The sequence below is a fragment of the Acidithiobacillus ferridurans genome (genome assembly GCF_003966655.1).
Lineage (GTDB): Bacteria > Pseudomonadota > Gammaproteobacteria > Acidithiobacillales > Acidithiobacillaceae > Acidithiobacillus > Acidithiobacillus ferridurans.
Genome location: NZ_AP018795.1, coordinates 1,670,817 through 1,682,825, shown reverse-complemented (window position 1 = coordinate 1,682,825; position 12,009 = coordinate 1,670,817). Strand labels below are relative to the sequence as shown.

Below are 12,009 nucleotides of genomic sequence, written 5' to 3'. Positions count from 1 at the left end.
GAGGCGGTGATGTATTTTTTCTCGAAAGGAGCTAAGCGCCGGTGACTTCTGCGATACAGGTGCTGATCCCCGTAGCGAATGGTTTTGAGGACATGGAGGTAGTGATCTCCTGCGATATCCTGCGGCGGGCGGGTTTGCAAGTGGTCCTCGCCGGCCTGGAAAACGGCTTGGTCACCGGTGGACGGGGGCTGTGCCTGCAACCAGACGCACTGTTGGCCGATGTGGCCGACGCTGATATCGATGTGATCCTGCTTCCTGGTGGGATCGGGGGTGTGGAGCGCATGGCAAAGCATCAGCCGCTCCTCGGGCTTCTGCAGGAACGAACCCGGCAGGGGCAGATCATAGCCGCCATCTGTGCCGCACCCGGCATGCTAGCCGCCCATCACCTGCTCGATGGCCGTCAGGTCACCGCATATCCCGGTACCCTCGATCCGCAGAGCCGGGATTATACCTACCGGGAAGATGCCGTAGTGGTCGACGGTCCCCTGATCACATCCCGCGGACCCGGTACGGCCATGGATTTTGCCCTTACCCTGGTGGAATTCCTCCTCGGTCCTGAAAAACGTCAGGAAACGGAGGCACCACTGCAACGTAGCACCCCGGAGACTTCCCCTTTGTCCGCCACTATGGATAATAGGGTCAGCATCACTTAACCTGAAGGAAAATTTATGAAACTTCGCGTGGTCATTCTTGCTGCCACTGTCAGCGCTTTTGCTATACCCGCTTTTGCTGCCCCCGTCGCCACCGTCAATGGCGCCACCATTGATAACAGCGAGGTGCAGGCCATCATGTCCATGAGCCCGGCGCTCGCCAAGGAGCCCAATGCCCGCGAGCAGGTGGTGCAGAATCTGGTCAACATGGAAGTGCTTTCGCAGTACGCCGTCAGTCACAAGCTAGGCCAGTCCGCTGACGTGAAAGAACGCTTAGCCATGGCCAAACGTCAGATTCTGGCCGATGCGGCGGTCGAACAGTATGTGAAAGGGCACCCCATTCCGGAAACCGATATTCAGAATGCCTACAACAAATTCGTTCAGGCCATGGGCAAGAAGGAATTTGAAGTGCGGCACATCCTGGTGAAGACGAAGACCGAGGCCGACAAGATCATTGGCGATCTCAAGGCCGGTCAGAAGTTCTCCGCTCTGGCGGAAAAATACTCCATCGACAAGGCCAGCGCCGCTCATGGTGGCGAGCTGGGTTGGATTGTCCCCGGTATGGTCGTTCCGCCCTTCGCTCAGGCCATTGAGACAGCTCCTATCGACAAGCCCGTTGGCCCGGTGCAGACCCAGTTCGGCTACCATGTGATCGAGGTGCAGGCAACGCGTGCCCTGACCCCCCCGACACTAAGCGCCATGAAGGATCGCATCAAGGCGCAACTGCAGCAGCAGGAGGCCGCCAAGTTCGTCTCCAACCTGCGCAGCCAGGCGAAGATCAATATCACCAAGTAATTTTGGGTATCGCCCCAACAAAAAGCGCCGGGAATCTCCCCGGCGCTTTTTTTACCGCCCACCGCCCCCACCTTCGAAGAACCGGCTGATACGGAACTGCCTCATGGGATACCTTGCCAGCGCAAAAGGCAGGCGCCACAATGACGGCGAACAACAAACATTATGGAGTGTAGGTCATGGGTAGAACGCAACATCGTCGCAGTACCATCCTGGAGCGCGAACCGCAGGCACAGGAGCCCCGCATGTACCGGGTACTACTGGTAAATGATGATTTCACGCCCATGGACTATGTCGTGCATATTCTTGAAGCGTATTTTCATAAGCCCCATGATGAGGCGGTGGCAGTGATGATGACCGTCCACCAGCAGGGTAAGGGATTGTGCGGGATTTTTCCTTATGATCTCGCGGAAACCAAGGTGGCCCTGGTCACCGCCGACGCACGGCAACACCAGCATCCACTGCGCTGTATCATGGAAAAGGAGTAAACCATGATCGACAAACCCCTGGAACAGTCCATCAACCAAGCCTTCCAGATTGCTCGCCAGTATGGACATGAATATGCCTCCGTGGAACATCTCCTACTGGCCCTGCTGGACAACCCCGACGGTATGGATGTGCTCAGCGCCTGTGGCGCCGACCGCGCCCATCTGTCTGTGGAACTACGGCAGTTTCTGGAACGCAAAGTGCCCGCCATGGGTCCAGCGGGCACCGTCAATACCCAGCCGTCCATAGGTTTTCAACGGGTCATTCAGCGCGCCCTCTACCATGTGCAGTCGGCGGGTAAGGAAGCGGTTTCGGGGGCCAATGTCATTGTTGCCATCTTCGCCGAAAGGGAATCCCACGCCGTTTATTTCCTGCAGAAAGAACATGTGACACGACTCGATGTGGTCAATTTTCTGGCGCACGGCGTGCGCAAGGATGAAGTCATGGATGAGGAAGAAGAGGAAGTCGAGCGCACCACGGAGAAGAAGGGAGACAGCAAGGATCCGCTCGCAGTTTATGCGCGCAACCTCAACGCCATGGCACGGGCCGGACGGCTGGACCCGCTGATCGGACGCCAGGAGGAGTTGATCCGGGCCCTGCAGGTGCTGGCACGGCGCCGGAAAAACAATCCCCTCTTCGTCGGTGAACCTGGGGTCGGGAAAACCGCCATCGTCGAGGGTCTTGCGCGTGCTGTTGTCGCTGGAAAAGTGCCGGAGATGCTGGAAAACGCGACGATTTATGCCCTGGATTTGGGGGCGTTGATCGCCGGATCTCGCTACCGAGGTGACTTTGAAGAACGCCTGAAAGGGGTGCTGAAGGCACTGCGCAAAAAACCCAACAGCATCCTGTTCATCGACGAGATTCACACCCTGATCGGCGCCGGAGCCGCTTCGGGTGGCGCCATGGATGCCTCCAATCTGCTGAAGCCGGCTCTCGCCTCCGGTGAACTGAAATGTATCGGGGCGACCACTTATCAGGAGTTCCGCCAGTATTTTGAGAAGGATCGCGCGCTAACCCGCCGCTTCCAGAAAATTGACGTGCCGGAGCCCTCTCAGGAAGAGTCTGTGCAGATTTTGCGCGGACTGAAGGGACAATTCGAGCAGCATCATGGCCTGCGTTATACCGATACGGCGTTGCGCGCGGCGGTGGAGCTGTCCGTCAAGCACATCCACGATCGTCATCTACCCGACAAGGCCATTGATCTCATCGACGAGGTGGGCGCCGCGCAAGCGCTTTTGCCAGCCTCCCGACGCAAGAAGAGCATCGGTGTGCATGACATCGAAGAGATGGTCGCCCGAGTGGCACGTATTCCGGGTAAGAGCGTCTCTACCGATGACCGGCAGGCCCTGAAGAATCTGGAGCGGGATCTGGGATTTGTCATCTTTGGTCAGGAAAAGGCCATCCACGAACTCGCCGCGGCCATCAAAATGGCACGGGCAGGCCTGCGCCACCATGAAAAGCCGGTGGGGAGTTTTCTCTTCTCCGGCCCGACCGGCGTGGGCAAGACCGAGCTCAGTCGGCAGTTGGCCAGCCTGCTCGGCATTCCGCTACTGCGCTTCGACATGAGTGAATACATGGAACGGCATACGGTGTCGCGACTCATCGGGGCACCGCCAGGATATGTCGGGTATGATCAGGCTGGACAACTGACAGAGGCGGTGAGCCGTAACCCACATGCGGTGCTGTTGTTGGATGAGATTGAGAAGGCACACCCGGACATCTTCAATGTGCTCCTGCAAGTGATGGATCACGGCAAGCTGACAGATGCCGGCGGCCGCACGGTGGACTTCCGCAATGTGGTGTTGATCATGACCACCAATGCGGGGGCTGAGGCGCGCGGCAAAGCGAATATTGGTTTCATGAACGCCCCCCAGAGTGATGGCGGGCAGGAAATGGAGACCATCCGCCGGGTCTTCGCGCCGGAGTTCCGCAATCGCCTGGATGCCGTCGTACCCTTCACACCGCTCTCTAAGGAGACGGTGCTACACGTGGTGGACAAGTTCGTCATGGAGTTGGACGAGCAGTTGCTGCAAAAAGGCTATAGCCTGGAAATCAGCGCTGAACTACGGCAATGGCTGGCGGACAAGGGCTACGACCCGCAGATGGGCGCACGGCCGATGACGCGGATGATTCAGGAACACCTGAAGAAGCCGCTGGCGGAGCATATCCTCTTTGGCGACCTACCCAAGGGCACGCGAATCACCGCGCGCCTGGAGAACGGTGAGGTGAAACTGGAAATACCGGTGCCCGTGCATCAAGACTGACGAATGGATAAGGCATTATTCCGTTTTGACAATAGCTATGCGCGCGATCTGGAGGGTTTTTACGCCCCCTGGCAGGCGGCCACGGCACCAGCGCCCCGACTGCTGCTGTTGAACCAGGCACTGGCGGAGGAGCTGGGGCTCGACAGTGCCACGCTGGACGATGAACTGGGTGCCGCCATTTTTTCCGGGAATCAGGTCCCGGAAGGCGCGCTGCCCTTGGCCCAGGCCTATGCCGGTCATCAGTTCGGCCACTTCTCTCCGCAACTGGGGGACGGCCGCGCCCTCTTGCTCGGCGAGTTGGTCGATCGCCATGGTCGGCGCCGGGATATGCAACTGAAAGGCTCTGGTCGCACGCCCTTTTCGCGGGGCGGCGATGGCAAGGCGGCACTGGGGCCGGTGCTACGCGAATATGTCATCGGCGAAGCCATGCATGCGCTGGGCATACCCACGACCCGCGCGCTGGCCGCCGTCACGACAGGGGAAACCGTCCGTCGGGAAACATCGCTCCCCGGCGCCATCCTCACCCGCATCGCCGCCAGCCATATTCGCGTCGGCACCTTTCAGTTTTTTGCCGCACGCAACGAAAACGCCCGGGTCAAACAACTGGCTGATTACACCATCGCCCGCCACTACCCCACCCTGAAAAGTGCGGACAATCCCTATCTGGAGCTGTTTGCGGCGGTATCCGCCGCACAGGCAGCCCTGATCGCGCGCTGGATGCTGGTCGGTTTCATTCACGGTGTGATGAACACAGACAACATGAGTATCGCCGGCGAGACCATCGATTACGGCCCCTGCGCCTTCATGGATCACTACGATCCGGAGACCGTTTTCAGCTCCATCGACGCGCAGGGCCGTTATGCCTACGCCCACCAACCATTGATTGCGCAGTGGAATCTCACGCGCTTCGCCGAAACCCTGATTGATCTGGTTCACCCCGACCCCGATGAGGCCGTGCGCCTGCTGACCGAGCAGATCAACGAGTTTCCTACGCTCTACACCCGCCACTGGCTCGATGGCATGCGCGCCAGAATGGGCCTGGCCACGGCGGAGGACGGCGATCTCGCGCTGGCGCAAGCTCTTTTGTCCGCCATGGAAGGCCAGAATGCCGACTACACACAGGTCTTCCGCGGTTTGTCAGCGGCAGTGCACGGTGATCCGGCGCAGGTCCGCGCCCACTTTACCAACCCGGCGCCGTTTGATCTTTGGTTGGCGCAATGGCAGGCCCGACTGGCGCGCGAAAACACCACCGCGGAGGCGCGCGCCAAGGCAATGGATCAGGTCAATCCGCTCTACATACCCCGCAACCACAAAGTCGAGGAAGCCCTGGCCGCCGCTACGCAGGATCAGGACCTCACCCCGTTCAAAGCGCTGCTCGCCGTGCTGGAACAGCCCTTCACGGAGCGTCCGGGGCTGGAGAGCTATGCCCAGCCCGCTCCCGAGGATTTCGGGCCATTCAAAACCTTTTGCGGGACGTAGCGCATTACCATAACACCCTTCCTGAATGCCAGGTCAACGGTCCTGCGCAAGCACCTCGGCAACACGCGCCTGAAGCGCCGGAATGAGTTCTTTCTCGAACCACGGATTGCGCTTCAGCCACAGATTATTACGCGGGCTGGGATGCGGCAGCAGTATGCGGTTGGGCCAGTTTTCGCGCCATGCATGAACCACCTCCGTCAGCGTTCCGGCCTCGGCAGGAAGGTGATAAGCCCGGGCATACTGGCCGATGACCAGAGTGAGTTGCAGATGCTGCAAATGCGGCAGTAACTCCCCATGCCAGACACGAGCGCACTCTGGCCGCGGCGGCAAGTCTCCGGACGTTCCGGTGCCTGGGTAGCAGAATCCCATGGGCACGAGCGCCACCTGTCGGGCGTCGTAGAATACCTCTCGGGAGATACCCAGCCAGGTACGAAGCCTATCGCCGCTGGCATCGTTGAAGGGAATACCTGTTTCGTGCACCTTCCTGCCCGGAGCCTGCGCAGCGATCAAAATACGGGCGCGCGAATCCATCTGCAGCACCGGACGCGCACCAAGCGGCAGCTGCCCGGCGCAAAGTTCGCAATGGCGAACACGAGCGAGTAGCGCGGTAAGAGGATCACCATACGTCGTGGAATCGGACATTAAAAATCTATTCGGGATAGGGGTGAGTGTGATCAAGCAAAACATCACTTTCTGCGCTGCCGCCGGATTTACAAAGTGCATCCCAACAACCGCAGATGGAGGACTTCGCGGTCATATACCCGCTCGTCCCAGATGCACCACGCCTCCTATCCGGTTTTTGTTCATCGCCCCGCAGCGTTGGAGTCGAGCCAACTTCCTTCAGACCCTGTGTCGCGACAACGCCCTTGCCCTCCCCCTTGCCTTCGGCTCTGCGGAAACCTGGCCCCAGGACTCGCACCTGGGTAGCTATGTGCCATGCCCGGCACACACCGGTGAATCCAGCGGCACGCTTTAGCGCGTCCGCCGGAATGATGGGTTTGACTTGGAAATCAATGGGAACAAAGCTTGGCTGGGGTGCCAATAGTTTCCTGGGGTGCCGAACGTTGTTGCATACCTTTTGCTCCTTGGATGAGATTTCTAACCGCCCCTAGTAGAATTCACTTCTTCTCATTTTCTACTGCCACTTTTTGCAATCGAGAAACATTCATCATAATGGTAGTGTTAGGCGTCTCTGGAAGGGTTGGCATGGTCTCCTTGGGAAATTTCCCGGTGAGGCTATCTAAAAAGGAAACGATATCGCTCACCTGCTTATTCGTGACCGTCAGGCCCAACTGACAGGCAGCCATGACCCGCACCGCGGTTTGCAGGGTGCGCACGGAGCCATTTTGGAAATAGGGCGCTTCCAGAGCGACATTGCGCCAACTAGGGACCTTGAATACATGCATGTCTACCGCTTTGTGGGTCACATCGAAACGACCAGGATCGTCCATGAGATGATATTTCTGTACGTATTTGGCACAGACCGGATTGTGTGGCTGCACCGGGAATTTCTGAAACCAACCAGTCCCCATGGGCGTACCGGGATTGTCGAACATCGGTCCGGCGTGACATGACTCACATCCAAACGAGCGGATTGTTTTCATGCCCTCTATGGCGCTACTGCTAAGTGCTGCCTTGTCGCCTTTGACGTAGCGGTCATAGGGACTGTCTGGCGTTACCAGAGTGCGCTCATAAGTGGCTATAGCCTGTACAACATGGTCGAAGGTGATAGGGTCCTTGTCACCGAATACCTTGCGAAATTCATCGCGATAGCCAGGTATTTCCTGCAGGCGTTTGACCAGGTCTGCTGCATTCGGCATGCCCATTTCCACATGGTTGAGGATGGGGCCTTTGGCCTGAGCCTCTAGGCTATCGGCTCGTCCGTCCCAGAACTGCACGGTATTGAAGGCGGCATTAAATACCGATGGCGCGTGACGAGGGGTGTCCACCCGGCCAAGCACGCCGAACGAAAGTGGCAAGCCGTCACTGCCGTTGCCCATGACATTATGACAGGTTTCACAGGAGACATCGCCGGTAAGGGATAGTCGTGGATCAAAAAACAACTGCTTACCCAGAGAGATTTTTTGGGGTGTCATGGGGTTGTTTGCTGGTACCGGAACCTTCGAGGGGAACTCGCCACCGAAGGCGAAGGCTACAGCGATTCCACCAAAACCAACGGCCGCCGCCAAAACCGTACGGGCGGCGGCCAACCTATGCCGTTTCCGCGCATGTAGACTACCTGCCTTTTCCATAAACTCCTCCACGAACAGGAACAATACTAGAATTAATTTAAAAGCAATCAACGGTAAAAGTCTAGACCGTGCCAAGAAAAGCAGTTCAATATCTCAACTATGAGATATTTGAGATCATTGTGTCTCATATTCGTGCTGCCAAAACGATCCTATCCTATTGTTTCTGATTTATTTCCGTTTGCGACCAAACATCAGACAAAACGGTGCACTTCTCCATTTTTAGGTCGGACGCGAACTCGGTCATTCTAGCCGAGTCCTATGCCCGCTTCCAATCTATCCCGAGCTGCGACGCGACCTGGCCGACGGTAGCCGGGTGGTCTCCCGACAGGAGCTTGATCGCGACCCCTTGGGCGTCGAAATAGCGCAGCGTCTCGGCTGCATCACCGCCTGGTTGACCTCGCCACGCGCGATGCGCGCCTGGACGTCCGCGTCCGTGAGTCCGCCGACTTCGTTCGGCATCTAGCCGCGTGCCTTGGATTTAGCGGATTGCAGCAGGTTGAACCCCTCCAGAATGCCGTTGGTGATGTGGCTATCAAACCAGTGCAAGAAGCCGTCCCAGTGATTCATGATGGTGTAGGCCACCTTGACCAGAGGGGGCAGACCGCTGGCCTTAGCATCTCCCCCCCAGACCTTCAGCAAAGTGTTGACCAGTTTCATCAGGTGGAAACGATCAAAAGTCATCTGAGCATTGGGCAAATGCTCTTTTCCCCCTTTCTGGAAGGCAGGGGACAGGTCCATGCTGACTTCCTGGATCGCCTCGGCATCTCCACCATGAACCCGCAAGTCATCGGTAAAGCGCGCGATGGTTTCGGCATCCTTGCCCGGTGTGGCAAAGGTCAGACGCTTGGCCTCCTCGTGATGGGCGTGAACCAGAGCCAACGCCTCGCCGACCTGTTTTTGAGAAAGCCCTTGGTTCAATGCCAACTCAATTTCTGCTCCAACCCAAATTTGGCTTCACCATCGGTATGAGTAACATAAACGTGTATTCGTGGTTCTTCGCGTGAAAAAAAGAAAAAGCGAAATGCCCCTTGAAGGAAAATAGTAGGTGCCATGCGCCAAGTTTAGCCGCTAGCCATGAGAATGCCCAACGCCCAGCCGGAACAACGTGATCTCATTGACCACGCCGCCCACCTGCTGGGCAAAAACCGTTCCGATTTCATGCTGGAAGCCGCCGGCGAGCGTGCGCAATCGGTGCTGCTCGATCAGGTGTTCTTTGGGCTGGATGCGGAAAAATTCCGGCAGTTCACCGCCATGCTTGATGCGCCGCCACGCGCCAATGAGGGTCTTGAGCGGTTGATGGCGGTCAAGGCGCCATGGGAAAGCAATCCAGCATGAGCTTGAAGCTATCCTCGCCGCAACCACTTGCCGCGACGCATCTGTTGGGCGACTTTGAGTGCGGAGAGCCTGCTCTGGAGGAGTGGCTCAAACGCCGGGCGATGAACAACCAGCTCACTGGCGCCAGCAGGAGTTTTGTGGTCGTTGATGAAGAAAATCGTGTGCGTGGCTTCTACTCCATGTCAGCTGGTGCGGTCTCTCATCAACTGGCGACCGGCTCGGTTCGTCGCAATATGCCCGATCCGGTTCCCGTCATGGTGCTTGGCAGGCTGGCGGTGGATCGACGGGCACAAGGCATCAAACTGGGGGCAGCCATGCTGCAAGACGCGGTGAATCGGGCCATCACCGTATCGCAGAACACCGGAGTTCGCGCTTTGCTGGTTCATGCGCTCCACGAACGCGCCAAACAGTTCTATGAGCACTACGGCTTTCAGGAGTCACCACAACATCCGATGACGTTGATGCTGCGCGTGAGTACCGTCAAAGCTAACGAACGAATCTCCGACAAAACAGATTCTGATGTCTTGTGTCACAAAGCAACCTTTAACTTGCGACCGCCCGTAATTGCGAACCCTTCCTTCTCGTAAAAGGCGAGTGTTCTGTCGAACTGTGGGAGTGGAGGAGTCGTAACTTCTAGTCGCTTCCAACCGCGCGAGTTGCCGAACAACTTTGCTTGCTCTATAAGGCGCTGTCCTATGTCTTGTGACCGGTAGCCTGGACGCACAAATAGCTCTGCAATCGTACCAAAGGCGCCCTCAGCATATAACGCGTAGCTTTCGTAAAGCGCAATAAAGCCCATTTGGCTTGTATTCCCCCCTATGGCGATAAAAACAAAGTACTTCTCTCGGTCAATGAAATCTTTCAGCTTGGCCGATGTTTCATGAAGATTGAAATTGAAGGCCTGCATACCAATTGCACTCATAATTTCGTGCAGTAATTCACCCACCATGATGGCGACTTCATGGGCATCACTTGCAGTTGCTCTTTGTATGGAAAAGTTCGATGTCATTTCGTAAGCCCGGCTTGATTAGATTGTTATGTACTATCGTTAGCTTTGCGCAGCCCCATGCTTTTTAGGTAGCTCTGGGTTCATAAAGTCCCAAGGCGCAGCACTACCTACATGGAAATCTAACTTTGGAACATAATTTGATGGGTCATTTAAAGTTCCAGCCTTTATACCCAGCATCCCTGGCATACTGCTGAACCGTGCGAACAATTGAGAACCACAATTCGGGCAGAAATCTCTTTTGTGCATATTTCCGCTGTCTGCCTGAGACTCAAAATATTTTGCTTCACCTGAAACAACAACATCTTTCTCAGGGAAAATCATCGCCGGAATGAATGCACTGCCTGATGATCTTTGACAGTCTTTGCAATGACAATTTCCAGTAAACATTGGCTCAATATCAACTGAATAACTGATCTCCCCACAAAGACACTGCCCAGAATACTTTGCATTCATAAAAGACTCCTATCTGTTAATGGGTGCATAACGAGGTGCGAGTTGTGCGGCACCCGCCTGAGGCCGTAGGGCACGAAGTGCGCGGAGGCTCACGCGAGCGAAGCCGCGTAGCGGTGTCCGCCCGCCGCCCAGATGTTCGTACCACTCGCTTCTCGTTCGCGGGCGCGCAGCGCCGTCCGCTGCATGCTGTTGTTAGACCGCCAGCTTCTAGCCACGAACCGCCGCCTCGATCACGGCGATGTCTATTTTTTTCATCGTCATCATTGCATCGAACGCCCGCTTGGCGGCGGAGAGATCGGGATTGGTATACGCCTTGATCAACGCAATTGGCGTAATTTGCCAGGAGACGCCCCACTTGTCTTTGCACCAACCGCACTCGCTCTCTTGGCCGCCGTTGCCGACGATCGCATTCCAGTACCGATCGGTCTCGGCCTGATCTTCCGTGGCAACCTGGAACGAGAACGCTTCATTGTGCTTGAACGCGGGTCCGCCATTCAGCCCCAAGCAGGGTATACCCATCACGGTAAACTCGACTATCAATACGTCCCCTTGCTTGCCCGACGGAAAGTCGCCCGGTGCGCGATGCACCGCGCCGACGGACGAATCGGGAAAGGTCTTGGCGTAGAATAGCGCCGCCTCCTCGGCATCGCGTTCGTACCAAAGGCAAATCGTGTTCTTTGCGATCTTGGTCATGATGGTCCTCTATCGTAGTTAGAAATAGAGTCTGTGCCGTTCCCGGATGAAGTCAACGATTCCCCATTGGCGGTCTAACGTAAAGTTGAGGGGCGCGCCGCTTATGGCGCGTCTCGCTCGAATGCCATGTTAGGCATAGCAACCTATTCGCCCAGCGAAAGACGAAGAGGGATCATGGCCGAAAAACCGAAACCATGCCTTTGATAAAATCGTTGCGCTGATTCATTCGCGCAGTCTGTGAGCAAGGTAATGCGTTTGCACCCGTTCAAGCGCGCGAATTGAATAGCTTGCTCCAGGAGCCGAGAACCAACACCAGCGCCGCGAGCGGCGGGGGACACTACCATATCTTCCAGTAGCGCGACGCGCTCGCCGAGCGCCGTAGATACTGTGTAGAGAAGATTAACCATACCGATCACTTGGCTGTCTTGACGAGCGACAACGATAAGCCCAATTTCTGGATTGCTAAGGATGCGAGCTAAGCCACGGCTTTGTGCTTCGTGATCGGGTTTAAACTCTGCTTCTTGAGAAAACAAGATATCCAGCAATGCGCAAAGTGCTGGGATGTCCGAAGTATTTGCAGAAGTAAGTTGCATCAT

The 12,009-nt window shown here is 56.6% G+C and carries 14 protein-coding genes and 1 pseudogene; 7 read left to right on the top strand and 8 right to left on the bottom strand.

From position 1 onward, the window contains the following. Positions 1-41: 41 nt before the first annotated feature. The 5 genes from AFERRID_RS08740 (at position 42) to AFERRID_RS08720 (ending at position 5,671) form a co-directional block, all read left to right on the top strand. Positions 42-653: a DJ-1 family glyoxalase III gene (locus AFERRID_RS08740; RefSeq protein ID WP_126604950.1), complete on the top strand. Its 612-nt coding sequence runs from the start codon at positions 42-44 to the stop codon at positions 651-653. A 15-nt stretch (positions 654-668) separates the two neighbouring features. Further along, on the top strand, positions 669-1,445 hold the full coding sequence (locus AFERRID_RS08735) for a peptidylprolyl isomerase (protein ID WP_113526847.1): 777 nt from the start codon (positions 669-671) through the stop codon (positions 1,443-1,445). 176 nt (positions 1,446-1,621) lie between these two features. After that, a complete protein-coding gene (gene clpS, locus AFERRID_RS08730) occupies positions 1,622-1,930 on the top strand; it encodes an ATP-dependent Clp protease adapter ClpS (protein WP_113526848.1) in 309 nt (102 codons plus the stop codon). A 3-nt stretch (positions 1,931-1,933) separates the two neighbouring features. After that, complete coding sequence (gene clpA, locus AFERRID_RS08725) at positions 1,934-4,192, top strand: ATP-dependent Clp protease ATP-binding subunit ClpA (RefSeq protein WP_126604949.1); 2,259 nt, start codon at positions 1,934-1,936, stop codon at positions 4,190-4,192. A gap of 3 nt (positions 4,193-4,195) precedes the next feature. Beyond that, positions 4,196-5,671 carry a protein adenylyltransferase SelO gene (locus AFERRID_RS08720; RefSeq protein WP_126604948.1) on the top strand — a complete coding sequence of 492 codons (1,476 nt, stop codon included), beginning with the start codon at positions 4,196-4,198 and terminating at the stop codon, positions 5,669-5,671. 33 nt (positions 5,672-5,704) lie between these two features. Here AFERRID_RS08720 and AFERRID_RS08715 read toward each other — a convergent pair whose 3' ends face one another. The 3 genes and pseudogenes from AFERRID_RS08715 to AFERRID_RS08705 form a co-directional block, all read right to left on the bottom strand. Continuing rightward, positions 5,705-6,202, bottom strand: coding sequence for a uracil-DNA glycosylase family protein (locus tag AFERRID_RS08715; RefSeq protein ID WP_225981924.1), 498 nt, complete (start codon positions 6,200-6,202; stop codon positions 5,705-5,707). 587 nt (positions 6,203-6,789) lie between these two features. Then, positions 6,790-7,974: a cytochrome-c peroxidase gene (locus tag AFERRID_RS08710; protein ID WP_225981923.1), complete on the bottom strand. Its 1,185-nt coding sequence runs from the start codon at positions 7,972-7,974 to the stop codon at positions 6,790-6,792. Positions 7,975-8,385: 411 nt separating this feature from the next. Continuing rightward, positions 8,386-8,802 (bottom strand): annotated as a pseudogene (locus AFERRID_RS08705) (transposase); the annotation flags it as partial. Between the two features lie 201 nt (positions 8,803-9,003). On the opposite strand from AFERRID_RS08705, the gene AFERRID_RS08700 reads away from it, so the two are divergent. Beyond that, positions 9,004-9,258, top strand: a complete 255-nt coding sequence (locus AFERRID_RS08700) for a type II toxin-antitoxin system TacA family antitoxin (protein ID WP_225981922.1) — start codon at positions 9,004-9,006, stop codon at positions 9,256-9,258. Then, complete coding sequence (locus AFERRID_RS08695) at positions 9,255-9,845, top strand: GNAT family N-acetyltransferase (protein ID WP_225981921.1); 591 nt, start codon at positions 9,255-9,257, stop codon at positions 9,843-9,845. Before AFERRID_RS08700 ends, AFERRID_RS08695 begins: the two co-directional genes overlap by 4 nt. Here the strand turns inward: AFERRID_RS08695 and AFERRID_RS08690 are convergent. The 5 genes from AFERRID_RS08690 to AFERRID_RS08675 all read right to left on the bottom strand — a co-directional run bounded on the left by AFERRID_RS08690 (position 9,788) and on the right by AFERRID_RS08675 (position 12,009). Continuing rightward, positions 9,788-10,267, bottom strand: coding sequence for a GNAT family N-acetyltransferase (locus AFERRID_RS08690; protein ID WP_126604944.1), 480 nt, complete (start codon positions 10,265-10,267; stop codon positions 9,788-9,790). The genes AFERRID_RS08695 and AFERRID_RS08690 overlap by 58 nt on opposite strands. A gap of 39 nt (positions 10,268-10,306) precedes the next feature. After that, a complete protein-coding gene (locus AFERRID_RS08685) occupies positions 10,307-10,720 on the bottom strand; it encodes a GFA family protein (protein ID WP_126604942.1) in 414 nt (137 codons plus the stop codon). 89 nt (positions 10,721-10,809) lie between these two features. Further along, positions 10,810-10,935, bottom strand: coding sequence for a hypothetical protein (locus AFERRID_RS15980; protein ID WP_264158131.1), 126 nt, complete (start codon positions 10,933-10,935; stop codon positions 10,810-10,812). Continuing rightward, positions 10,928-11,413, bottom strand: coding sequence for a VOC family protein (locus AFERRID_RS08680; protein WP_113526855.1), 486 nt, complete (start codon positions 11,411-11,413; stop codon positions 10,928-10,930). Before AFERRID_RS08680 ends, AFERRID_RS15980 begins: the two co-directional genes overlap by 8 nt. Before the next feature lie 143 nt (positions 11,414-11,556). Continuing rightward, complete coding sequence (locus AFERRID_RS08675) at positions 11,557-12,009, bottom strand: GNAT family N-acetyltransferase (RefSeq protein WP_197722433.1); 453 nt, start codon at positions 12,007-12,009, stop codon at positions 11,557-11,559.

Coding starts and splice junctions, on each gene's coding strand:
- AFERRID_RS08735 (WP_113526847.1), top strand. CDS start 669: ATGAAACTTCGCGTGGTCATTCTTGCTGCCACTGTCAGCGCTTTTGCT.
- clpS (WP_113526848.1), top strand. CDS start 1,622: ATGGGTAGAACGCAACATCGTCGCAGTACCATCCTGGAGCGCGAACCG.
- clpA (WP_126604949.1), top strand. CDS start 1,934: ATGATCGACAAACCCCTGGAACAGTCCATCAACCAAGCCTTCCAGATT.
- AFERRID_RS08720 (WP_126604948.1), top strand. CDS start 4,196: ATGGATAAGGCATTATTCCGTTTTGACAATAGCTATGCGCGCGATCTG.
- AFERRID_RS08715 (WP_225981924.1), bottom strand. CDS start 6,202: ATGGATTCGCGCGCCCGTATTTTGATCGCTGCGCAGGCTCCGGGCAGG.
- AFERRID_RS08700 (WP_225981922.1), top strand. CDS start 9,004: ATGCCCAACGCCCAGCCGGAACAACGTGATCTCATTGACCACGCCGCC.
- AFERRID_RS08695 (WP_225981921.1), top strand. CDS start 9,255: ATGAGCTTGAAGCTATCCTCGCCGCAACCACTTGCCGCGACGCATCTG.
- AFERRID_RS08690 (WP_126604944.1), bottom strand. CDS start 10,267: ATGACATCGAACTTTTCCATACAAAGAGCAACTGCAAGTGATGCCCAT.
- AFERRID_RS08685 (WP_126604942.1), bottom strand. CDS start 10,720: ATGAATGCAAAGTATTCTGGGCAGTGTCTTTGTGGGGAGATCAGTTAT.
- AFERRID_RS08680 (WP_113526855.1), bottom strand. CDS start 11,413: ATGACCAAGATCGCAAAGAACACGATTTGCCTTTGGTACGAACGCGAT.
- AFERRID_RS08675 (WP_197722433.1), bottom strand. CDS start 12,009: ATGATGCAACTTACTTCTGCAAATACTTCGGACATCCCAGCACTTTGC.